21 protein-coding genes are annotated in these 23,536 nt (G+C 62.6%); 10 read left to right on the top strand and 11 right to left on the bottom strand.

What is annotated here, in order from left to right; genetic code table 11:
- Positions 1-4: 4 nt before the first annotated feature.
- Positions 5-1,177 carry a glycosyl transferase family 1 gene (locus EN851_RS29625; RefSeq protein ID WP_127872991.1) on the bottom strand — a complete coding sequence of 391 codons (1,173 nt, stop codon included), beginning with the start codon at positions 1,175-1,177 and terminating at the stop codon, positions 5-7.
- 184 nt (positions 1,178-1,361) lie between these two features.
- Between EN851_RS29625 and EN851_RS29620 the strand changes: the two genes are divergently transcribed.
- The gene (locus EN851_RS29620) at positions 1,362-2,858 is read left to right on the top strand and encodes a lipopolysaccharide biosynthesis protein (RefSeq protein WP_135862310.1); all 1,497 of its coding nucleotides are present in this window, start codon (positions 1,362-1,364) and stop codon (positions 2,856-2,858) included.
- A 53-nt stretch (positions 2,859-2,911) separates the two neighbouring features.
- On the top strand, positions 2,912-3,934 hold the full coding sequence (locus EN851_RS29615) for a phosphoribosyltransferase family protein (RefSeq protein ID WP_127279646.1): 1,023 nt from the start codon (positions 2,912-2,914) through the stop codon (positions 3,932-3,934).
- Positions 3,935-3,960: 26 nt separating this feature from the next.
- Here EN851_RS29615 and EN851_RS29610 read toward each other — a convergent pair whose 3' ends face one another.
- From EN851_RS29610 to EN851_RS29575, 8 genes are all read right to left on the bottom strand, one after another.
- Positions 3,961-5,040: a glycosyltransferase gene (locus EN851_RS29610; RefSeq protein WP_127279645.1), complete on the bottom strand. Its 1,080-nt coding sequence runs from the start codon at positions 5,038-5,040 to the stop codon at positions 3,961-3,963.
- 66 nt (positions 5,041-5,106) lie between these two features.
- Positions 5,107-5,556: a hypothetical protein gene (locus EN851_RS29605; RefSeq protein WP_127279649.1), complete on the bottom strand. Its 450-nt coding sequence runs from the start codon at positions 5,554-5,556 to the stop codon at positions 5,107-5,109.
- 13 nt (positions 5,557-5,569) lie between these two features.
- Positions 5,570-7,012, bottom strand: a complete 1,443-nt coding sequence (locus EN851_RS29600; protein ID WP_135930591.1) for a GMC family oxidoreductase — start codon at positions 7,010-7,012, stop codon at positions 5,570-5,572.
- Positions 7,013-7,061: 49 nt separating this feature from the next.
- A complete protein-coding gene (locus tag EN851_RS29595) occupies positions 7,062-8,393 on the bottom strand; it encodes a UDP-glucose/GDP-mannose dehydrogenase family protein (protein ID WP_127280009.1) in 1,332 nt (443 codons plus the stop codon).
- Positions 8,394-8,442: 49 nt separating this feature from the next.
- Complete coding sequence (locus tag EN851_RS29590; RefSeq protein WP_127280012.1) at positions 8,443-9,309, bottom strand: family 16 glycosylhydrolase; 867 nt, start codon at positions 9,307-9,309, stop codon at positions 8,443-8,445.
- A gap of 143 nt (positions 9,310-9,452) precedes the next feature.
- Positions 9,453-9,854 (bottom strand): hypothetical protein, encoded by a 402-nt coding sequence (locus EN851_RS29585; protein WP_135862315.1) that lies wholly within the window; start codon positions 9,852-9,854, stop codon positions 9,453-9,455.
- A 299-nt stretch (positions 9,855-10,153) separates the two neighbouring features.
- Positions 10,154-11,176, bottom strand: a complete 1,023-nt coding sequence (locus tag EN851_RS29580; RefSeq protein ID WP_135862318.1) for a glycosyltransferase family 2 protein — start codon at positions 11,174-11,176, stop codon at positions 10,154-10,156.
- Positions 11,177-11,241: 65 nt separating this feature from the next.
- Positions 11,242-12,372, bottom strand: a complete 1,131-nt coding sequence (locus EN851_RS29575) for a nucleotidyltransferase family protein (RefSeq protein WP_127279239.1) — start codon at positions 12,370-12,372, stop codon at positions 11,242-11,244.
- 509 nt (positions 12,373-12,881) lie between these two features.
- On the opposite strand from EN851_RS29575, the gene EN851_RS29570 reads away from it, so the two are divergent.
- From EN851_RS29570 to EN851_RS29545, 6 genes are all read left to right on the top strand, one after another.
- Positions 12,882-13,034, top strand: a complete 153-nt coding sequence (locus EN851_RS29570) for a lasso peptide (RefSeq protein ID WP_127279240.1) — start codon at positions 12,882-12,884, stop codon at positions 13,032-13,034.
- A gap of 132 nt (positions 13,035-13,166) precedes the next feature.
- Positions 13,167-13,466, top strand: coding sequence for a PqqD family protein (locus EN851_RS29565; RefSeq protein ID WP_127279241.1), 300 nt, complete (start codon positions 13,167-13,169; stop codon positions 13,464-13,466).
- Between the two features lie 106 nt (positions 13,467-13,572).
- Positions 13,573-13,965, top strand: coding sequence for a lasso peptide biosynthesis B2 protein (locus tag EN851_RS29560; RefSeq protein WP_245464424.1), 393 nt, complete (start codon positions 13,573-13,575; stop codon positions 13,963-13,965).
- A complete protein-coding gene (locus EN851_RS29555; protein WP_127279243.1) occupies positions 13,962-15,905 on the top strand; it encodes a lasso peptide isopeptide bond-forming cyclase in 1,944 nt (647 codons plus the stop codon). The genes EN851_RS29560 and EN851_RS29555 overlap by 4 nt, the downstream gene beginning before the upstream one ends.
- On the top strand, positions 15,902-16,879 hold the full coding sequence (locus EN851_RS29550; RefSeq protein WP_127279244.1) for a serine kinase: 978 nt from the start codon (positions 15,902-15,904) through the stop codon (positions 16,877-16,879). Before EN851_RS29555 ends, EN851_RS29550 begins: the two co-directional genes overlap by 4 nt.
- Positions 16,872-18,716 (top strand): ABC transporter ATP-binding protein, encoded by a 1,845-nt coding sequence (locus tag EN851_RS29545; RefSeq protein WP_135862322.1) that lies wholly within the window; start codon positions 16,872-16,874, stop codon positions 18,714-18,716. Before EN851_RS29550 ends, EN851_RS29545 begins: the two co-directional genes overlap by 8 nt.
- A 19-nt stretch (positions 18,717-18,735) precedes the next feature.
- Here EN851_RS29545 and EN851_RS29540 read toward each other — a convergent pair whose 3' ends face one another.
- Entirely contained in the window at positions 18,736-19,011 is a 276-nt protein-coding gene (locus tag EN851_RS29540) for an exopolysaccharide production repressor protein (RefSeq protein ID WP_127275989.1), read from the bottom strand.
- A gap of 601 nt (positions 19,012-19,612) precedes the next feature.
- Here EN851_RS29540 and EN851_RS29535 point away from each other — a divergent pair.
- Both EN851_RS29535 and EN851_RS29530 read left to right on the top strand, forming a co-directional pair.
- A complete protein-coding gene (locus EN851_RS29535; protein WP_135917304.1) occupies positions 19,613-20,290 on the top strand; it encodes a sugar transferase in 678 nt (225 codons plus the stop codon).
- 85 nt (positions 20,291-20,375) lie between these two features.
- Entirely contained in the window at positions 20,376-21,632 is a 1,257-nt protein-coding gene (locus EN851_RS29530) for a polysaccharide biosynthesis/export family protein (RefSeq protein ID WP_167531474.1), read from the top strand.
- A 320-nt stretch (positions 21,633-21,952) separates the two neighbouring features.
- Here EN851_RS29530 and EN851_RS29525 read toward each other — a convergent pair whose 3' ends face one another.
- A complete protein-coding gene (locus tag EN851_RS29525) occupies positions 21,953-23,251 on the bottom strand; it encodes an O-antigen ligase (RefSeq protein WP_127872978.1) in 1,299 nt (432 codons plus the stop codon).
- Positions 23,252-23,536: the final 285 nt, after the last annotated feature.

The raw sequence follows: 23,536 nt of genomic DNA, 5'->3' as shown, positions 1-23,536 counted from the left end.
CATCCTATGCCAAGGCTTCGGCTGCGAGGGGCTCGCGCATGGTGGTCAGGCGGCGCAGTTTTTCGACCAGGGCGCTGCAGTCGCCGCGATCGTAGCTCCACATCCTCGGATTGTGGGCCAGCACGCGCGTCTTCAGCCTGCCGAAACGGTGCTGCTCCATCCCGCCAAGCGCGGTTTCCAACGCCTCGGGCGTGGCCTGCGGCAACAAAACGCCGATATCGCGCTGCCGCAGGAACCGTCCGGTCTCGGTGTTGTCCATCGAGATCGGCACCGCGCCGAAGCGGCAGCCTTCATAAAGGCGGTTGGGCAGCAGCCATTCGGAGTTCTGTCCCTCCTCGAAGAAATCGATCGCCCAGGAGAAATGGACGTCCTGATAGATCGCCGCCATGTCCTCCGGATTGCGATACGGCCCGCCAAACGACAGGTAAGGTTCGGCCTCAACGAAGGCATGGAAATCCGGGAATTCGGAAAGTGCCGGACGGCCGCGCAGCACGATCTCGAACCGGCCCTCCATGCGGCGCGTGAACCCGGCAAGCAGTTCGAGCGAGCGGCGGCAGCGCAGCGCCCCGAACCAGCCGATCCGCCATGGCGGGGCTACGGGTCCTTCGACCGCCTCAGGCTCGCCAGGCAGAACAGCCGCTGCCTCGAAATATTTGTTCTCGACCAGTTCCACCGGTGCCGCGACCTGGCGGAAGGGCCTGAAATAATTGGCGATGAAGGCGGGCGAACTGGTCACCAGCAGCTTCACGTCGCGCGCCAGATGGCGCTCGGTGGCGCGCAGCGCCTTGCCCAGAGCATCATCGCGGAGCACCAGGCGGTGAATGTCGAGGCATTCATAGACGATCGGGACCGCGGCGCCGAAAGCCGACCTTGCCCGGCGCGCCAGCGCCAGCATTTCCAGATTGCGCGCGATGATGAGATCCGGCTTCGGCATGCGCTTGAGCTTCGAACCTATCGATACCGCTGCTTTCGCCACCGCCGTCAGGCGCTGCGCGAATCGGCCATCACGCGTCGCGCCAAGGTCGATGGGCCGCAATCCTTCGATATCGGCGACAGGGGCGGCGGTACGGCGGAAGCCCGCCAGGGTGACCCGGGCGCCACCTGTCCGGAGCATCGTGATCCGTCGGCGAACCGCCGGGTCGGAAATATCGTGCACCAGGTACAAGACATGCAGCATGAAAACTCGACCGCTGTTTGACCCACCCAGGGAAAGCCTAGTACAGCTCTTGCTGCATCGCAACATTTTTGGCACGGCGATCCACGTTTTCTGTTGCACTGCAAAATTATTGCCGTAGTTTGTGGTCGGCGGCGGTTGTGGATTTCGGGCCCCGGAATCCGCGCAAAGATCAGGAATCCTGAATTTGGAAGCCAATCCATTCGATCCGCCGGAAGGCTCTCTGCGCAAATCGGTCGGCCGCGGCGCCGTCGTGACCGCCATGGCGCAGTCGGTGCGGGTCGCCACGCAGATCATATCCGTCATCGTGCTGTCGCGGCTCTTGTCGCCGCAGGATTTCGGTGTCGTGGCCATGTGTGCGCCGGTGCTCGCCTTCATCGCCCTGTTCCAGGATTTCGGCCTGACCCAGGCGACGATCCAGAAGACAGGCATCCGGCACGAGGAGGTGAACTACCTCTTCTGGATCAACGTCGCCGTCAGCGCCATCCTGGCCTGCGTGCTCGCGGGCGCGGCACCCCTGGTCGCTGCCTTCTACGGCGAGCCGCGTGTCGCTGGCCTGGTGGCGGCATTGGGGCTGCAGATCCTGGCTTACGGCCTGGGCGCACAGCATCTGGCGCTGCTGACGCGCCGCATGCAGTTCGGCCGCCTGGCGATCATCGACGTCGCCGGGGCCGTGGCGGGTCTGGCGGTATCGATTGCCTGGACCTTCATCGACCGCTCCTACTGGGCGCTGTTTGCCGGCACGCTGACCGGGGCGGTGCTTCCGACGCTCTGTTACTGGGCAAGCTCGCGCTGGCGCCCGGGCATGCCGCGCAAGGTCGCGGGCATCAGCGAGCTGATCAATTTCGGCGCCGGCATCACCGGTTTCAATTTCGCCAATTTCTTTGCCCGCAATCTCGACAACGTGCTGATCGGCAAATACTGGGGCGAGGCCCAGCTCGGCCTTTACGACCGTGCCTACAAGCTGCTCCTGTTCCCGCTCAGCCAGATCACCAATCCGCTGTCGAAGGTGATGGTGCCGGCGCTGTCGCGGCTGAAGGACGAGCCGGACCGCTATCGCAGCGCCTATCTGCGCGTCATGCCGCTGATCCTTTTGGTAGCGCTGCCCGGCGTCGCTTTCGCCACCGCCATGTCCGATGTGCTGATTCCCTTCGTGCTCGGCGAGCAGTGGCGCGCCAGCGCCTCGATCTTCCTGGCGCTCGGCTTTGCCGGCCTGCTGCAGCCGCTCAACAATCCGGCGGGCTGGCTTTTCGTCAGCCAGGGCCGCTCCGGAGACTTCATGCGCTGGGGCATCATCACGGCGGTGACCTCGGTGCTTGCCTTCGCGCTCGGCCTACCCTACGGCGCGCTCGGCGTGGCGGTCGCCTATGCGGTCAGCGAGTATCTGCGCACGCCCTTCCTGTGGCTCTATGTCGGCAGGAGCGGACCGCTGCAAGCCGGCCATGTGCTGCGCGCGGCAACGCCGTTCGTGCTTGGCGCGCATCTGGCGCTGGGCGCGGTCTGGCTGGTCAAGCCGATGCTGCCGCAGCAGCATGTCGTTGCCCTGGCCAGCGGCGCCATCCTGGCCTACGCGATCACCATCGTCGTCGCCCTGGCATTCGCGGCCGGACGCGAAGCCTTGCGGGAGGCCTTGAAGATGCTGCCTGCAAGAACGCCGGCGGCGACGCCGCGTGAGGCGCAATAATTTCGGCGCCTTTGTCGTCTAACCCTATCCCACCCGAGCATCAGGCCTGATCCATGCACTACCGATCGATCTCCGACATGAACGACGCGATTGTGAGCAACCTTCACCGGCTGCCGCGCGACATCGACCTGGTCGTCGGCGTCCCCAGAAGCGGCGTGCTGGCCGCGACGCTGGTCAGCCTTGCGGCGAACATTCCGATGACCGACCTGGATAGCTTCCTGGAAGGCCGGGTCTACACGTCAGGCATCACCAAGCGCAGGGCCGCACTCGACCGCAAAGTCTCGGAAATGCGCAAGGTGCTGGTGATCGACGACAGCGTTTCCGGCGGCAATGCCATGCGCGACGCCCGTGCCCGCATCAAGGGCGCCGGCATCGAGGCCGACTACACCTTTGCCGCCGTCTTCGGTCTGGAGCCCGAGCATCAGGAGACCGATCTGGTGTTCGAGGTCGTTCCGCATCCGCGCATGTTCCAGTGGAACTTCATGCATCACAAATTCCTGGCGCAATGCTGCGTCGACATAGATGGGGTGCTGTGTCTCGATCCGACCGAGGCCGAGAACGACGACGGGCCGGCCTATGAAAAATTCCTGAGCGAGGCGCGGCCGCTTCATGCCGTGACCCAAAAGATCGGCTGGTTGGTCACCAGCCGGCTCGAGAAATACCGTGCGTTGACCGAGGCGTGGTTGGCCAAGCACGAGATCCAGTACGACAAGCTCATCATGCTCGATCTGCCGAGCAAGGCGGAGCGCCAGCGGCTTGGCGCGCATGGCAGTTTCAAGGCCGATTTCTATCGCAAATCCGATGCCATCCTGTTCATCGAAAGCGAGCATGCCCAGGCGCTGAGGATCACGGAACTGTCGGGCAAACCGGTCCTGTGTGTCGAAACGCACATGGTCAGTTTTCCCGATGCGCTGTCGCTTCCGGCCCTGGGCCAAGCCGCGCGGAACCTGCCGGCAAGGCTGCGCCAGGTCAACTCGCAAGAGGGCCGCAAGAGCGCCGCCAAGACCATCGCCCGCGCCCTGCTTGGCGCGCGCGGCTATGAAACGCTGAAGAACCGGGTCAAGCGCCCAGCCTGACGCGGCGCGATCGGGTCGCTGTTTGACTAAGCGGCCTGGCGCGCGCTCTGCTGTGCCGCCCTGTCCAATATCGAGAAGAAGGTGACGAACTGACGGTCGGGGTCGAGCTCCGGCCGCCCGGCGAAGCTGCGCGCGAGGGCCGAGACCCGCTCATATTCCTTGTTGTCATTCCACAAAAGCCTGACGGCGGCGACCCAGTCGGCGAGCGGAGCATCATAGTCGAGCACCGCGCCGCCAGGGCCGATCGCTTCGGGCAGGCCGCCGCGGCGGGAGCCGACGACGGGAATGCCGCTGCAATGGGCCTCCGAGGCCACCCGCCCCCAGGCCTCTTCCCATTTGCTGGGCGCCAGCAGGATCCGGGTGCGGCCATAGACCGTCTTCATGTCGCTGGTGCGGCCTTCCAGCGTGACATTGCCGAGCGGCGCGATCGTCTGCTCGATGCGTGCCCGGTGATCGTCCGCCAGTTTCCAGCTTTCGACGAACAGGAAAGGGATTTCGGGGCACGCGCCGGCGATGCGCACCGCAAGCTCGAAGCCCTTTTCCTCATATGGGTTGATCAGGGTGACGAACTGGCCCGACGTCGGCGTGCTGTAGTGCGTCGGATTGATGGTCGGCGGGATTACGGTTGTCTCGATGCCGAACTCCCTGGCGTAGGTGCGCGCGGTGAACTCGGAATTGGCGATATAGAGCGCCGAGCCCAATTCGCGCAGGTCGCCTCCCAGTTCGTGAAACTCGACATTGCGGAGATAGACGACCAGCGGCACGCCCTTGGCCTGCAACGCCTTGCCGAGCGGAACCGATTTGTGACACTGGACCACCGCGACATCCGGCTTCACCCTGTTGACGGCGAAGGCCGCCGCCTCCCAGGGGAACCATGCCCGGATCACCGGGTAGCCGGGAAAACTGTCGACGACCGCGGGCTGGCGCAACAGCTTCATCTTTGCACGCGCCTTGAAGCCGAAGACACCATCGCCAAACAGGGCGGCGAGCACCGCGGCCTCATGCCCATGCTCGATCAACTGCTCTGCCAGATGGTGAGTGCTCGACTGGACGCCGCCGCTGAACTCCGGTGGGTAGCCATTGCCGCCTGCAAAGAGAACTTTCATGATCCCGGCTCCTCGTCTATCCATTTCAATGCCTCGGCCCGATGAAGGCCCGCGTCCAAGGCCGCTTCAGGCAGTCTTTGGCGGATCAAGCGTCGCGAACGGATTTGTGCATGACTGCCATCCGGTGAACCGGATGGGATCATTGGGCGAACCGCGCCAGGCGTAGTCCGTCAGCATGTGGAATTCGGCAACAACCCAGCGGTCGAAATGCCCGAGGTCGCGCTGCTTCTGTTTTGGCAACAACTGGCGTGCCTGACCGAGCTTCGCCTTCTCGAGCAAGGTGACGGCATCGCTCAGTTTTTCGCTGGGAAACATTCCCGGATTGCGGTTGCGGAACTCGAGCACGAACTGCTGCAGGTGCTCGATGCGCATGTTCAGCCTGCCGAGGTATCTTTCGAGCGTGACGCGAACCAGGTCCTCGTCCGAGAACGAGGACACGGCCGCGTAGGCCACGCCCGTCGATGCAACTCCGCCTGCCATGATGGCCAGTGCCGAACGCCGCGTGATTTCGATCATCGCATACCTCCCCTCACGCCATCCGGCTCGCTGCCCGCAAGGACAGAGCTGCCGCGGTCAGGCTCGGATTGGCGCAAGAACAGCTGGGATAGGTACTGGTGCCGACGACAACCAGGTTTCTCAACCGGTGATGGATCATGTTGCTGTCGATCACCGAATCGGCCGGGCCGGTGCCCATCCGCAACGTGCCCTGGACATGCGATTCCGTTGGCCGGATCCCGCGGTCGAACAACCGCTCCACCGGTAGCGGGGCAAGCAGTCCAGGCAATTTCTCAAGCGCCCGGGCCATGCCTTTGACCGCGTAGTCCGACGGTGCCTTGAAGCTGACGAAAGCATTGTCGTCCTCGTCGAGAGTGACGAAATTCTCGTGGTCGAGCAGGTTTTCGGTGACCACGACCAGCGGCAGCGCCTGGCGCAGCCGCCCCTTCTCGGCGCGCATCCCGTGCTGCCAGCGGTTCTCGAAATAGACCAGGGCCGCCGCATGCTCGGACCGGTGCGGACCGTCATAGAGGCTGAAATTCAGGCCGGTGGTGATGGTGCTGCCGTCGAAATTGTCGACGCCGTCGAGATAGACCTCGAAATTCCAGCCATAGGATTCATGCAGGCCGCGCCCGACGAATTCATCTCCGAGGCCGGAGCGCAGCATGATCGCCGCGCTCTGGATGGCATTGGCGCCGAGAACGAAGAGGTCGCCGCTGGCCTGATATTCCTTGCCCTCATGGACGAAGGCGACCGAACGCACCGTGCCGCCGACATGGTCGAGCCGCCGCACCTCGGAGCCGAGGCAGACCGATACGTCGGGATGCTCGAAGACATGCATCAGGCCATTATTGGCGGTGAACTTGGCATCGGCCGGGCACAGCCAGCAACGCAGATTGGCGCAGCAGGAGCTGCGTTGCGCGGTCGGCACGCGGGCCCGCGCGGTCGGCATGACGAAATGCTGGTCGGGCTGGGCCGCCTTCATCATCCTGTCCGGCGTCGACATGCGATGCGGCGGCTGCGGAAACGGCCTTGAGCGCGGCAGCATCGCCGCCATGTCCGGATCGCCCGAGATCGACATGATGTCTTCGGCGTCGCAATAGAACGGCTCGACATCGTCGTAGCTGATCGGCCAGTCATTGCCGATGCCGTAGGTGCTTTTCAGCCTGAAGTCGTTGGGATGGAAGCGTGGCGTCTGCGCGAACCAGCAATTGGTCCCGCCGCCCAGCCCGATCGTGTAATTCCACGGCTTGTCGGAATTGGTCTTGTAGGTCGTCTCGTCGTCGATGTCGGTGTTGACGTTCTGGTCGAGCTGCCATTGATGCGTGTTGTGACGGCCCCATTCGAGGACGACTATGCGCGCCTTACGCCGCCTGGCGAATTCATGCAGGAAGAAAGCCGAACCGAAGCCGGAACCGATCGCGACAACATCGAAATGATCCTTGGTGACTTGCTCGGGCTTGACGTCCAGCACCATCAGTCGCAACTCCTTTCCGCGCCGGGCGCAGCCGTAGGGTCGAGCGGTCTCATGCCGCCATTCTGCCGATCGAGTGATATTCGATGCCGTGGCGCGCCACGACCTTGGGATCGTAGAGGTTGCGGCCGTCGAAGATGACCGGCGTGGTCAGTGCATCCTTCAGCGCATCGAAGGACGGTGCGCGAAAACTCTTCCATTCGGTGGCGATCAACAGCGCATCGGCGCCGCGCAGGGCCGCTTCCTTGGTACCGCACAGCATCAGGTCGTCGCGCAGCCCGTAGATGGCCTGGCATTCCTGCATGGCCTCGGGGTCATAGGCCTGCACGTTCGCGCCGGCCTTCCAGAGCGCTTCCATCAGCACACGCGCTGGCGCCTCGCGCATGTCATCGGTGTTGGGCTTGAAGGCCAGGCCCCACAGCGCGAAGGTCTTGCCCTTGAGGCTACCCTTGAAATAGCGATGCACCTTGTCGAACAGGATGGATTTCTGGTCGTTGTTGCGCTCCTCGACGGCGCGCAGCAGCTTGGCGTCGAACTTGACGCCCTCGGCGGTCTTGATCAGGGCGCGTACGTCCTTGGGGAAACACGAGCCGCCATAGCCGAGACCCGGATAGATGAAGTGATAGCCGATGCGCGGATCGCTGCCGATGCCCTTGCGCACCTCCTCGATGTCGGCGCCGAGCTGTTCGGCGAGGTTCGCCATCTCGTTCATGAAGCTGATCTTGGTCGCCAGCATGCAGTTGGCGGCGTACTTCGTGAATTCGGCGCTGCGCACGTCCATCACGATCATCTTCTCGTGGTTGCGGTTGAAGGGCGCGTAGAGTTCGCGCATCACCGCCTCGGTTTCCTCGCTGTCGGTGCCGACGATAATGCGATCCGGCCTCATGCAGTCGGCGACGGCAGAGCCCTCCTTGAGGAATTCAGGATTCGAGGCGACGTCGAAGCGCAGATCGTCGCGGCCTCTTTTCTTCAGCGTCTCGGCGATCCTGGCCTTCACCTTTTCACAGGTACCGACCGGTACGGTCGACTTGCCGACGACGATCTTGGCGGCATCCATCTCCCGGCCGATGGTCTCGGCGACCGCCAGCACATATTTGAGGTCGGCCGAACCGTCCTCGCCGGGCGGCGTACCGACCGCGATCATCTGGATTTCGCCGTGCCTGACGGCAGCCGCCGCATCGGTGGTGAACTTGATGCGGCCAGCGGCATGGTTCTCCCTGACGATGCTTTCAAGGCCTGGCTCGAAGATCGGGACGAAGCCCTGGTTGAGCCGCTCCACCTTGCTAGCGTCAATGTCGACGCAGACAACCTGGTGACCAACCTCGGCAAGCACCGCCGCCTGTACGAGGCCGACATAGCCAATTCCAAACACCGTCAAGTTCATTCGGTTTCATTCCCATCCAGGGCCTGGAGCCGTTTTCGGTCCGGCCGGTTCAATTCGTCTTTCCCAACTCTTTTAGGCTGCAGACCAGCGATTCCGGAAACTGGCAGGGCTGGCCGAGCGCGGTGAAGGCAACGCGCTCTACCTGCAGCGAAAGCTTGCGGCCCGGATCGGCGAACGCTCCCATCCAGCCCTTCATCGTCTCGCTGCCCCAAAGGCTGAAGAAAATCTTCTGCGCATGGCTGGGCAGCTTGGCGGGATCGGTGATGGTGTTCACCAACTGACCGTTGAGGTACCAGCGCAGACTATCCTTCTCCCATACGAAGGCATAGTCGTTGAAGGCACTGTCGGTGCCGCCGGCCACGTCGACCAGTTTCTCGTTCTTGCCTTTGCCGTTGATGTAGGCGTTGACCTGCACCTTGGACGTGTCCTTGGTCAGGATCTCGAAATCGATCTCATCCCAAGGCTGCTTGTCGGACGGGCCGATATAGGAGAAGAAAGCCGCGTTGAGGCCGGGGCCCGTATCGGTTTTCATCCGTGCCTCATAGGTACCATAGCCGAAGCGCTGCTTGGTCTGGATCTCGCCGCAAGCGAACTCGCGATCCTTGGTCTTCTGCTTCGCGAAACCGAGCGAAAGAACGCCGTCGGAAAGCTCGACCAAGCCTTTCGACCAGGTGCAATTTTGATGGCTGCCGTTTGTCCAGCCGTCTGAAACGTACCAGCGCTCACGGTCGAAACTTTTGAAATCGTCGACGAAAGAGGGCGCGGACTGGATATCCTGCGCATGAGACGGGGTTGCCGGCAGGCTGCCAAGAGCGGCGAGCAGCAAAGCGGCCGCAAGGCCGGACCGGCGGCCGAAATGCCGGGTTGAAAGGGCGTCGATTGCTGTCGTGGACATGGTTTTTGGTTCCGAACTCATGACAAACTCACCTTTGCGCTGTGTCCCCAACCCAAAGTCGACGTTTGAACCGCTTCCAAACGGGCCAACCTTGACCTCTTCAATCACCCTCCCGACTGCCAAACTTGCATCACCTCCGTCGTAACGGTCCCGCGCCGCCACCTTCACCCTCGGCCGACTCCCGTCTGCCTGGCCGATTCGACCGCAGCCGGCGAATCGGCGTCCGCATTCTCGTCGAAGACCGCATCCAGCGAATGACGGAGCTCGCGCATCATGCCGCCCTGGCGCGCCAATGCCGCGATGCGGCGCTCGCTGTTCAAGATCGACTGCGTCAACGCGCTGACCTCGGACGAGCGGCGGTCGGAGGCGGAACCATTTTCCATGGCTTCAACGAGGAAAGCCGCGTTGGTCGCCTCCTTCTGATAGCGGCTCTCCAGGCCGGTTTTCTCGGCATCGATTTCGGCCGCGATCTGCTCGAACAGCTTCGCCAGCCGGTCGAGACGCGCAACATCGGTCTGCCTGTCGCGGGCCGGATCCCTTGATCTGAAGCCGAATATCGAGGCCATGAACTTAAATTCCCGTCATCGCTGGCTTTTTGGGCCGGCTTTCTGGCCGGGCCACTGGCCAATCCCCGCAACCGGGGCTGAAAACTCGTACCGCGTCGTCCACTCCTCCGCCGAAGAGAGACTTCGGACCAGTCCGATCGGGGGCCAGTTCGGCTGGTCGTTCAGTTTGCTGCACCGCAACATAGACTGCCATCCCCGGAGCCGCGAGGCAACCACCCAATTCGTAAACTCATAAATCCGATCGAAATGGTTGCGTGGTGGGCGGGCGGCGGGCCGGCAAGAGCCAACGCTCCCGCACCTTACCGTGCCTTGCCCGTGCTGGTTCCGGCCATCAGGAAACGCAGCGGCGGCACGTGTTTGTTCCTGGACACGAGGCCAACGCTGCGAAACAGCGCCTCGAGTTTGTCGGATGCCACGCCCTGGACGATGGGAAAGAAGTTGGATTGGCTTGCGAACGCATAGGCCGCGGCCGAAGCCAGGCCCCGCTCGGCCTTCACGTCGAGGAAATTGCGCAGCCGATATTTGTCGCGCACATGCCTCTCGTGCCGCCGCAATACCGCCTTGGACCCTTCCGGCAGGCTGTCGATGGCCAGCAGCGCCAGATCGGCATCGGCCAGTCGCTTCAGATCCTGCGTCTTGTGGCGGCCGCTGAGCGAATCGGCTCGCACGATAGCGCCGTAGCCACAGGAACGGATGACCTTGAACCGGGCCCCGTGGGCGACCGCCCGCGCGTAAAGCTCATAGTCCTCACCCAGTCGCAGGCTTTCGTCGTAGCGCAATCCGTGGCGGTCGAGGAAGGCACGGCTGATCACGGGCTTCAAGAAACCGAGTTCGCCTCTTTGCACGCGGCGCCTGGAGATGTTGCCTTCCACGAACCGTTCGAGATTGAGGAATTCGGGATCGGCGGCAAAATCCGGGGCGACGATCTTGGTCGCGTCGCCGGTCGCGTCATCCCTGATGAGCATGATGTTGTCGGCGGCGAAATCCCAATCGGCGCTGGCAAACAGGTTGCGAAACCGGCCATTGAGGAAGAAATCGTCGGCGTCCAGAATGCTGACGAACGGCGCTCGTGAGCGGGTGATCGCGGCGTTGCGGGCGAAGGATGGACCGCGATTGACGTCGAGGCGCATCACCGAGAGCCGGCCGCTGCCGTCGTCGGCCGAGCGGGCGACCTCGGCGGTATTGTCGGTAGAGCCATCGTCGACGACGACGACCTCCGCCACTTCCGGTTCGCGCAGCGCGGATGCGATGGCAACCGCGATCGTGCGCGCCGCGTTTTTGGCCGCGATGATCACGCAAACCTCGGATTTCGTCATCGACATGGAATTTGCCTCTTGCACAGGTTTCGTTCTGCCCTCGCCCTGTACACGTTCGATATCCATTGCCCTCATGGACTGGCCGGCCGTTCGAAGATGCGGCGGCTGATGTCCGCCGACGCGGCCCAGCCAGCCTCGGCCAGGTAGCGGACGGGAGCCCGGCCGCACAATTCCCACAACACAGTCCGCCGCTGCGGCCAGCGCAGCGACGACAGCCATGGCGCGATGACCATGTTGAGCAGGTCCTCATTGCCGATGCGCGACAGGATCGGCTTGGCCCGCTCCGATAGAAGCGTGCCGGTGCCGCCCAGCAGCACGTCGGCGGCGCGCAGGCCGAGCAGCAAGGTGTCGTCCAGTCCCTGGCCTATCGCGGCATCGAGCACACGCTGCTGATCGGCCTCGCCGAGGCGAGCGGCGCTGGCCCTGATATCGCAGACATAGCCGGCGCAGGGCTCGCGGTTGAACAGGGCCTTGGCGACGCTGATGCACGACAGCATCAGTGTGTCGGCGGCCGAAGTGAAAGGGACCTCGACGCCGGTGATCTCGACCAACCGTTTCCGCCGCAGGAACCCGTCGGCATCGCGCGGGCTGGGCGAGCCGGGCTGCTGGAGCCGGTAATGAAGATCGACCGTGGATGATCTCGGCCCGCTGCCGCGAACCATGTGCTGTTCGCCGAGGAAGCGGATCCACCAGACCGAACGCGACTGGCCCGACACCTCGTAGCCAATCAAGCGCAACGCTTCGCGCGTCTTCAGGAACCCGGCCGGCGCGACCAGGATGTCGACATCGCCCGCAGGCTTCATGAAGTGATCGTCGTAAAGCAGATGCTGCTGGAACGGCCCCTTCAGGAAGACGAAATTGATCCGCCGGTCGGACAGCGCCTCGTTGATGGCCATCGAATCCATCAGGCAGGCGGCGTTCATCGAAACCGTCCTTCTGCGATAGGTTTCGAGCCACTGGAAGAGCTCGCCCGGCCTCTCATGCGCCGGCGCACGCGCCAGCGCCTTCAGAACGAAGACACCGACCTTGTTCAGCCTGGCGATATCGGTGACGGCCTCGACCGAAAGGCCCGAGGGCAACGCCTCGGCGGCCGGGGCGGCGGGCGCCGCGAAATACAAACGTAAGCAGGCCCGCACATAGGCGATCTCGTCGGCGCAGTCGGTTGCGCGCAGTCGTTCATAAGAGCTTTCCGGCAAGGCCATTGAGCGCACAGTCTCCAAAAAACGGTTTGCGCGTCGCGTATGCTGCAAGTGCGAAACAAAGCATCCTTAAAAACCGCGGCGCCGTAAAGCCTTTCCTTTCGCGGTGCAAGATTTTGCAACCATAGCGTTTGCCGGCTTCCTCCGAAGGTGACGAGGTGATGGACGGAACACCCCGTCGCGGTGCTATCGGCGGTGGCCAGATGAAAGAGGGATATAGTTTAGCGCTATCTAAAATCAATCGCTTGCGTGAATTTCCCTTCAGGAATTCCCCTTAAAAATGACCAAATCAATGATTTAAAGTTTTGTCACTAGCAGACGCCGAAGTGAAGCAGCTTCCCTTCCTAAATGGCGGATTTCTCACATGGGGAGTGACGTTCGCAACCCATAATTGATTAACGGCGGGTAAATGAGACTTGACTCATAAATGCTGCTATGCAGCTATTGCGCCGCAGCATGAAAGTGCTGACGGTAATCGACAGGCCGTTTCCAGTCCTTGATAGGAGAGTACAATGGAACAGAATGTTGAAAAGCAAGAGTACGAAACGCCAAACCTGACCGTGCATGGTTCGATCGAGACCATCACCCAGGGCGGCGGCGGCAGCACGGCGATCGATGCGTCGTTCCCCGCACATACGCCAATTGGCGACCTCACGTTCTCTTGAGACTATCCTGATCCCGGAGGATGACGTTGGAACCTCCAGTATCCAAAAATCATAAGAAGGAGCCGGGGGTGAAAATCCCCGACTCCTCCAGCCTGTCGATGCGGGGCAACGTGTTGCGAAAGAGGTTTTAGGATGAACTGGAACCCATCCGACCGCGATTGCGTAAGCGCGACCAAGGATGCCGTGGCCTGCGAATTCGGCGAAGGCCTCGCGCTTCTCAACCTGAAATCCAATATCTATTACAGCCTCAACGGTGTCGGCGCTTTCATCTGGGACCTGATCCAGGAGCCCAAGCCGGTCGCCGATATCCGCAGCGCCGTCCTCGCTCGCTACAATGTCGACGCCGAGCGCTGCAAGGGCGACGTCGACGCATTGCTGAAAGGCCTGGCGGAAAACGGGCTTGCGAGGCTTGAGCATGAGGCCGTCGTCTAGGCAGGTGTCGCAGAAGGCCATGGTTGCGCGGCAAAGACCTGTGACGCAGAGACCCCCCGCGCCGATGAAGCGGCCTGGCAGGCGGAGCCTGGCCAGGATTTTGGCCTTGAGCGGTTCGGAAGCGTTTTTCCTGGCCCATTGCCTGCTGGTGGTCGCGACCGTGCGGCTCGGGCTGACAGTGTTCTCCTACAACCGCGTCCGCGGGATGGTGACACGGCTCAACGCGCGCCAATGTGCGAGCATGGGCGAGTTGCGGCTTGTCGCCTGGGGGGTTGCAGCGGCCGCGCGGTTCGTGCCGGGCGCCACATGCCTGACCCAGGCGCTTTCGGGCCAATATCTTCTCGCGCGCAAGGGCAATGCGTCGAATATCCGCATCGGCATCGAGCGCGGCACGGGCGAGCAATTGAAGGCGCATGCCTGGCTGGTCAGCGACAACCACATCGTGCTCGGCGGATCCATCGATGGTTTCGCACATCTGGTCGACCACGGCAGCCGATGAGCGGCGTGGCCGGAATCCTGTTGCGGCAGGGCCACGCCGTAGCGGTCCGAGGCCCCGCGCCGGCTGAAGCGGCGAGCGGCATCCAGCAGATGCTGGCGCGCATGCGACATCGTGGTCCCGACGGAAGCTCATGGTGGCTGGACAGCGGCATCGCGCTTGGCCACGCCTGGCTGAACACGACCGACGAAGCCGGCCCCGGCCCGCTGACCATGGCCGGCGGCAAGCTCGCCATCACCGCCGACTGCCGGCTCGACAACCGCGACGAGCTGCTCGCCAGGCTCGGCATCAGGGACAGCTCAGTCGCCGATGCTGCATTGCTGATGCGGGCCTATCTGCGTTGGGGTGAAGCCTGCCCCGTGCATCTGCAAGGCGATTTTGCCTTTGCCGTCTGGGATGCCGAGCGGCAGCTTCTGTTCTGCGCGCGAGACCATTTCGGGGTCAAGCCATTCTATTACCACGCGGCGGAACGACGCTTTGCCTTTGCCTCCGAGATCGGACCAATGCTCGGCCTCGACGGGGTTGGTGCGCACCTCAGCGAGCACCGGATTTCGGGCTTCCTGGCCGGGTTGCCCGACGACCCGCAGTCCACGCCCTACCGCGACATCTTCGCCCTGCCGGCGCGTCACAGCCTTACCGTCACCGCGCAACGCCTGGTGCTGCGCCGGTATTGGCAGATCGAGCCATCACAGCGAGTGCCACGGTCGGATGCCGCGGAGGAATTCGCCCATCTTTTCTCGCAATCGGTCCGCAATCGCATGCGGGGAAGTCCGTCGGTCGGCGCGATGCTGAGCGGCGGCCTCGATTCCTCCTCGATCGCCTGCGTGGCCGGGCTGCAAAATGCGGCCGGGCGCAAACCGAAGCTGCCGACCTTCTCCCTAGTTTTCGAGAAGGGTTCGTCGATGGACGAGCGCTCCTTCATCGATGCCGTGCTGGATCAGCAGAAGACCGACCCGACGTTGATCCCTGTCGGCAATTATGCGCCTTTCGCCGAATTCGAACGGGTGCTGGAGGAACAGGAAGGCACCTTCCTGGCGCCGGGCCTGACGCTGACACGCGGTATCTACCGGACGGCGGGCGCCAAGGGCATCAAGGTGCTGCTCGATGGCCATGGCGGCGACGAGGTCGTTTCGCAGGGACATGGCCATCTGCACGAGCTTGCCAATGGCGGCAGATGGCTGGACCTCTGGCGCGAGGTCCGCAGCGCCTCCAACACCTATGGCGACAGCACGCTCGGCCTCTATTTTCAGTTCCTCACTATTTACGGGCCGGCCTGGCGCATCGCCAGGCTGCGGCAGTTGGGGAACCGAGCCCTGAACAAAATACGCAAACCTGCCCAATCGCGGCGTGGCCGGAGCTGGCGCGACCTGATCAATCCGGACCTTGCCAGGCGAACCGAGCTCATCGACCGGTTCCACCGAGCCGGCTATATGCCACCCGGCGTCCAGGCCAGCGATGCTCTCAGTCACCGCTGGATCCTGTCCAACGGTTATGTCCCGCACTCTTTCGAGGTTCTGGACAAGGCCGCCGCCAATTTCGGCGTCGAGCCGCGTTATCCGTTCTGGGACAAGCCGCTGGTCGAATTCTGCCTGGGGCTGCCGGGCGAGCAGAAGCTCAGTCACGGCTTTGGCCGCTACGTGTTGCGCCGGGCCATGGAGGGCATCCTGCCGGCGGCGGTCCAGTGGCGGCGCGACAAGATCGATTTCACCGCCAATCTCGTCAACGGCATGGTGCGCAACCATCGCGACCTGCTGGACCAGTTGCTGGTTGGCGACGCGGGTCGCATCGCGCCCTATGTCAACCTGCCGGAAGTAACCGCTGCCTATGCGCGGCTGTTGCGCCAGCCGGACCAGGTGGCGCCGCTCGATGTCCAGTATGTCTGGCGCTCGGCGTCATTGTCGCTGTGGCTGCGGCAGGTCCAGCATGGCGGGAGCCCGGCATGATGTCCCGCCAAGAGCCGTTCGCCGGCGATCTCGACCATCTTCCCCGGCGCGGCGGGATCGCGGGAGAACGACGTTACTACCGCGCCTACGGCCTGATCATCGCATCCGGCGTGTCCCTGCCCGAACTGGAGCCGGCGGACCCGGCGTCGGCCGACATCGAGATCGCCATCGGCCCGATCGATATGCCCAAGCCTTCGGCGGAGGCCGCGACCGTCTTCCGCTTCGAGCCCGGCCGGCAGTATTTGGCCTGGGAGGCCGTCGGCGCATTCCTGATCAGCGACGCCCGCCGCATCGATGTCCAGCCGGCGCCCGGCGTCGACGACGCCTTGCTTGCCTTTCCGTTGCTGGGGCCGGTGCTGGCGCTGCTTCTGCACCAGCGCGGCCTGCTGGTTCTTCATGCCAGCGCCATTGCGGTAACCGGCAGGGGCGCCATCTTCATGGGCGACAAGGGCGCCGGCAAATCGACGACGGCAAGCGCGCTGATCCGGGCCGGACACGATCTGCTTACCGACGATGTCGTCGCGCTCGACCTGGCAAACCCGAACCAGCCGATGATCGTTCCGGGGTTTCCGCAGATCAAGCTTGCCGCCGATGCCGCAGCGGCAATCTCGCTTGGGCAGGCGCAAGTGCGGCCGCAAGTGCATCCCGCGATCGAGAAGATGCAGCATCGCCTGCACGGCGCCTTCTCCGGCAACAGGGTGCCGGCGGCCAGGATCTACATACTCGAGCGTGGCGAAAGGGCTGGGATCACCCCCTTGCCTTCCATTGCCGCCTTGCCGGCCATCATCAAATTCTCCTACGTGACGCGTTTCGGCCGCGCGGCGCTCTCCGGCGATTTCGCCGCGATGCACCTTCGTCACTGTTCAGCAATCGCTAACCATGTCGGCGTGTGCCGGCTGGACGTTCCAACGGGCATCGACAGGATCGGCGAGGCTGTGGCGCTGATCGAAAAGGAATTGGCCGGAGATGCCTAGGTCATCGGTCTTCAGCCTGTCGCTGTTTCGCGATGTCGCGGCATTTGGCGCCGTCATTGCCCAGATCGGCGGGCGGCGGACCTGGACGGCGCTGTTGTTCCTGATCCTCGGCAGCCTGACCGAAGGCATCTCGATCCTGCTGCTGATTCCGCTGCTGCACCTGGTTGGGCGCGCCGACCAGGATTTCGCGGTCAGGCTGCCGAATATCGATTTCGTCCGCTGGCTGGTGCCCGGCGGAACGCTGCAACTGACGACGGTGCTTTGCGCGCTGGTCGGGCTTGTTGCCGTGCAGGCAGCCTTCAACCGCTTCAAGTCGGTCTACATGGCAAGGCTGCTCTTCGATTTCATCAACCGCCTGCGCATGAACCTGTTCGAGAGCATCGGCAAGGCGCGGTGGGGCGTGTTCACGCGCATGCGCGGCTCCGATCTCGACCATGCCCTGACCGGTGACATCGACCGCGTCCAGGGGGCCGCCTTTTCCCTGCTGATGTTGGTGCAGATCGCCGTGCTGCTGGCGGGCTATCTCGTGATTTCCATGTTCATCTCCCCGGTTATGACGGCGTTTGCCGTCGTCATCGGCATCGTGATGTTCATAGCGCTGCAGCCGTTTCGCTCGCGGGCCACGGCCTTCGGCCGCATCCTGACGAGCAATCGCCAGGACCAGTACCGTACGGTTTCGGAATTTCTCGGCGGCATCAAGGTGGCCAAGAGCCTGAATGTCGAGGGCAGCTATTTCGCGCAGCTGCAGGCCACGCTCGAAAAGATGAAGGCCGATAACATCGCTTATGTGCGGAACAGCTCGATCGGCACCGCCGTGTTCCAGGTGGCGAGCGTCGTGGGCTTGAGCGTCTTCATCTATGTGGCGCTGGTCCGCTTCAACCTGTCGCTGGCCGAGATCGTCGTGCTGCTCCTGGTCTTCATGCGCATCGCGCCGCGCTTCATGGACATGCAGACGCAGGCCCAGCAGGTGCTGATCAACCTGCCCGCCTATACGGCAATGCGCAGCCTGCAGGCACGTTTCGACGCCGAGCGCGAGCCGGGCCATATCGAATCCGGGGATGCCCGCAAGCTGGCCCTCGATACGGGGCTGAACATTCGCGACGTCTCCTTTGCCTATGACGGCGGCGCCGGCAAGGCGGTGGTGAGCGACGTCACCTTCGGCCTTCCGGCCGGCAAGGTCACCGCCCTGATTGGCCCGTCCGGATCAGGCAAGAGTACGATCGCCGACATGCTGCTCGGGCTGCTCGAGCCGACCGCGGGCAAGATCCTCGTCGATGGCGTCGAGGTCGATGCCGCCAACCGCCGCCGCTGGCGCGATCAGGTGGCCTATGTGCCGCAGGACGTATTCCTGCTGCATGACACGATCGCGGCGAACCTGCGGCTTGCCGCACCGCAGGCCAGCAACGACGAATTGTGGACGGCACTCCGCGCCGCGCATGCCGGCGAATTCGTAGAACGGCTTGACCTCAGACTGGAGACGGTGGTCGGCGACCGCGGCGTGCGCATGTCGGGCGGCGAGCGTCAGCGCATCGCGCTGGCGCGCGCGCTGCTGCGCAAGCCTTCACTGCTCATCCTGGATGAGGCAACAAGCGCGCTCGACTGGCAGAACCAGTCACTTATCGCCAAGTCGATCGACGGCCTGCGCGGCTCAATGACGATCCTGACAATCGCTCACCGGCCGTCGATGATCGCCTTCGCCGACTGGGTGGTGGCAATGGAGGACGGCCGTGTCGTGGAAGTCGGGCAATATCGGCGCCTGAAGGCGAAGCCGGGGAGCCGGCTGTCCAGGATGCTGTCGGGAGAACAATCGGAGACCGAACCCGCGGACGTGGCCTGACCCGGCGTGCGCCCTGCGCCTAATGCAGGCTCCGCCGGGCGCTGCCAAGCTTCTCGCCCTCGGGCACGTCGGTGGATTTCTTCTTTCTCTCGGCTTCGCGCAGCCTGTCGGCCGGCGTCGGCTCGCTCCTGGCGATCATGGCGTAGACGACCGCGAAATAACCGACCTGGATGACCACCGCGCAGATGACGACGCGCAGCAGTGTCGTGCCGAGCGAAGCCCCACCCAGCCACGACCAGGCAACGACGATCGCGAGCGCGAAAAGCATCCCAAGGATGAATTTTGGAAGCGACATACCCAACAGCCCATAAACCGGCTCGGGTTATATCCAATCGATAGCCCCACCCGAGCGCCGTCCCTTGTCATGCGGGCTTGTTAAGTCACCCGCTGCCGACCGGTTGCTTCCGGCCTTTCAACCTGTCGCCACCATGACAGGTATAATTTGCAATTCTATTAAGGCGAGCAGAAGGCGGCAAGGGCAACCGCACATATTTTTGAATGAGCTTACGCGTTCGACTCTGCCATGCTGCAACGCACACGGCCGCATTTCACTCAACCTGCAGCCGTTATAAGGCGCGAGTACAATCCATAATATTAAGCAGTATTTTATGTGAATAGTTTCAAATATGGCACCTTCCTAAAGCACTTATATGTTCCGCCCCTCGACGCCGAGAACGCGTCGCCTAGGAATCGCCTCAAAAATGTCCGGATTTTTTTATCCGTGCCCATTTATTGTCACAAATGTGCTAAAAATTTCGAAATTTGTGCAGAGCGAGCTTACTATTTAGTCAATTCATGACGCGACTATTTCAATGGGATGGGAAATTGTGTGTTGCGCTGCAGCATTTTTTTGATATCGTGCGGTCAACCATTCGTTCACCGCATGGAGTTTCCGTATGAGGGATATTGCCAAGTCGGCCACGGCGGGCTTTTCGCAGGCTGACACCGACTTTCCGCCGCCGATCGGCGGTCTCATCAAGCGGAGTTTTGATGTCGCCGGTTCGCTGGTTGGGCTGATCGCGCTCAGCCCGCTGTTCATCATGATAGCATTGCTGGTCAAGTTCTCCGATGGCGGATCGATTTTTTACGGTCACCGCCGAATCGGGCGCGGCGGACGGCTGTTCTCCTGCCTCAAATTCCGCACCATGGTTCCCGACGGGGACAAGGTGCTGGCCGCCTATCTTGCGACCAATCCAGACGCCAATGCGGAATGGATAGCGACCCGCAAGCTGAAGAACGATCCACGCGTCACCCGCGTCGGAGCGGTCCTGCGCAAGCTCAGCCTCGATGAGTTGCCGCAGATCATCAACATCCTCCAGGGCGACATGAGCCTTGTCGGGCCTCGCCCGGTGGTCCGCGACGAACTGGAAATCTACGGCAGCGCGGCTGTCTATTATCTGAAGTCCCGGCCCGGCCTGACCGGCCTGTGGCAGGTCAGCGGCCGCAACGATGTCTCTTATGACAGCCGCGTCGCGTTCGATCGCCACTATGTCGAGAACTGGTCGCTGTTCGAGGACGTTCGCATCATCATCAGGACCGTGCCGGCCGTCTGGATGTCACGCGGTTCTTATTGATCGGCCGGGCTGACCCAGCCATCCGGCGGCAAGCTCATCGGGCGATGGGGCTAAAACGGATCGGAACGTTCAGTTGAAAACAGACATGTTCGAAGCCTTTGGCGGCGGCCCGTTTTTCGGCCGCTCGCGGCTCGTGGCGACGTGCCTTGCGATGTCGCTCGCTTTTCCCCAGCTGGCCGCCGCCGACGACTACCGTCTGGGCTCCCAGGACAAACTCACCATCCGCATCGCCGAATGGCAGACCGTCGAAAGCACGTTCCGCGACTGGTCGTCGGTCAATGGCCAATACACGGTCGGTCCGGCCGGCACGCTGTCGGTGCCTTTCGTCGGCGAACTGCCGGCGGCCGGCAAGACCACGGCAGAGGTCGCCGCGGCGATCGGCGAGGCGCTGCAGCACAAGCTCGCTTTGTCGGACAAGCCCGAAGCCTCGGTCGAAATGGCGCAATTCCGGCCGTTCTACATTTCGGGCGAAGTGCAGAATCCCGGCCAGTTTCCCTATGTGCCCGACCTTACGGTGCTGAAGGCGATCAGCGTCGCCGGCGGCATCAGGCGCAGCGCCGACTACGGTCCCCAGCTCGGCAAGGACCTGGTCACCGCCAAGGGTAATTTCGATATCTCCGACGACCTGCGTGTGCGGCTGATCGTCAAGCGCGCCCGCATCGACGCCGATATGGCCGGCAAGACGAGCTTCGAAGCGCCGAAGGAGGTCGAGGGCGATCCTCGGCTGCCGACCATCGTCAACGACGAGATGACGATCCTGACCGCCGACCAGAAGGCGCTGAAGCTGAAGCTCGAGTCACTCGACGATCTCAAGGGTGTGCTGCAGGCCGAAATCGAATCGCTGGAGAAGAAGATCGTCAACCAGCAGAAGCAGGTCGATCTTGCGCAGCAACAGCTGGCCAGCATCGGTCCGCTGGCGCAGAAGGGTCTGGTCGCCAATGCGAGACTTCTGGATTCGCAGCAGTCCGTCACCGACCTGCAAGGCAAGATCCTGGACTATGAGACGGCCATCCTCACCGCCAAGCAGGCGATCAGCAAGGCGACGCAGGACGCCATCGACGCCCAGAACACCTTGAGCTCGAGCCTCGCCGCCGCCCGGCAACAGACCGAAGCCGACCTGAACGAGGCCGCGCTGAAGGTGAATATGCAGAAAGGCCTGATCGCTCAGGCCACTGATCCGGCGACGACGGCCGCCATCACCAACGACCAGCAGCCTACCTTGCTCTATTCGCTGGTGCGCAATGTCGACGGCAAGACCAGCGAAATCGCCGCCAAGGAAGACACGCCGGTGCTGCCCGGCGATGTGATCAAGATCAAGCTGGCGCCGCTGGCGAGCCAGTAGGGACGCGGAAGTTCGCACGACCCGCCGCTTCGATCCTCTAACACAAAGACTTTGAACCTCCGCCTGGCCTGCCTGGCGGAGGTTTTTGCTGACAGGGTTTCCAGAACCGGAAAACCAGAACGGTTGTTGACGCAATTGCGGACGGGAAAACCGCTACGCACTTTTCCCGGCATTGCTCCAAGAACGGTTTAGTGTTTGATAGAATCTCTGACCCGCTCTAACTTCTTGTTTTTACGCAATTCCCAAGGGGAAGCGCTATGCGCTTCTCCCGGGGAAACCGTTACACACTTTCCTGGAATTGCCCTGGCGGACCCTCATCATTACTCGGCCGCCGCCGGACGGTGCGGCCAGGCTGGCTCCCCACCCTTCGCATCCGCTGGCTCGAAGGCCGGCGACCACCGCGTGCGCGTGACCGGCAACCGGGCCAGCTTGAAGAAGCTGAAATACATCAGGAAGGAGCCCATGATGTAGGGGTTGAGGATCTCGACCTCGACGAAGGAGCGGATGAGCAGCAGCACCATCACGCCGATGAGAACCACCGATTCGGCCTGCCATGTCTTGAAGACCACCGCCGCGATATGACCGAAAAGCGTGCGCAGCATAATCAGCGATATCAGCACCGCCCCGGTGAAGCCGAGTTCGACAAGGGCCTCGACATAGGTGTTGTGGAAATGGAAGCCGGTGCGGGTGGTGATGTAGAATTCGTTCCACAGCCGCTCGGCCTCGGCAAAGCCCTGCACCCAATAGGCGGCATAGCCGACGCCGAGGATCGGCGACCGCATCGCGGCGTTCCAGCCCTGCTCCCATAGATAGGTCCGCCCGGTGAGAGTCGAATCCTTGCCGAAGATGCCAAGCACGAAGTCCATGAGCCCGAGATTGAGGGCGACGATGGCCACCACGACGATCATGCCGGCGCCGATCAGGAAGATTACCCGGCGATAGCGCCGCGACAGAAGCTTGCTCATCGCAAGCAGCGCCACCAGCGCCAGAACCGCCGGTATCGAGGCCATCGAGGTGGCGGAATGCGAGACGACCAGCACATAGGCCGACAACAGCACGACCGGCACGGTCAGCATGAAGCTCAGGCGACCTCGCCGAAGGAAAGCAAGGAAAACGACGGAGAAATAGATGCCGAGCGAGCCGACGAAGCCGATCTGGTTCTTGGAGGCGAAGGCGCCGACGAAATTATAGGTGCCGTCGAGGACGTCCTCGGAATAGGCGCCGACCTTCAGCGAATAGATCAGGACGAAGAATATGCCGACCAGAGCGCCTATCGTCAGGGTGCGCACGCTGACGGTGCGTGCCGCGACATAGGCACAGGCGATATGGGAAAGGTACTGGACCGCCGTTCTGGCGGTCGTGCCGGGCGCCTGCGACCAGAACACGGAGAAGCAGACATAGGCGGCGAACAGCAGCGGCAGCCAGGCACTGGACAATTGCCGCAGGAACCGCCGGTAGTCGACCATGATGAGCGGAAGCCAGACGGCATAGTAGGCCAGGATCAGCACCTGGCCGAAAATGACGGAATAGGAGAACGCCCAGATCGAGACGGCAACGGCAAAACTGCCATAGACCGAGTTCTTTTCGGGATCGACGAGCAGGGATTTGGGAATTTTCATCTAAAGGGTCCCGTCGACACGACCCCGAACCGCCGGGCCGCAAACCAGCCGGCATATCCGCAAACAGGGGCGTACAAGAAACGGCGTCTCCATTGTGCAGTGCAATATAACTTATCGCACCCCATGCTCAATGGCAAATCCGGTCACCTTGTCTTACAGCGAAGCGATCGCCGAGAGATAATCCGGCCGATGTTGGCACAGACGATCCGGCCACATGCCGGCTTGAACTCGATCGGCGGTCACCTCACAGTCCGGACGAGCCATCACATGGACCGGGATGGACAG

The sequence above is a fragment of the Mesorhizobium sp. M8A.F.Ca.ET.208.01.1.1 genome (assembly GCF_004791315.1).
Lineage (GTDB): Bacteria > Pseudomonadota > Alphaproteobacteria > Rhizobiales > Rhizobiaceae > Mesorhizobium.
This window is presented reverse-complemented; position numbering and strand designations above follow the sequence as displayed.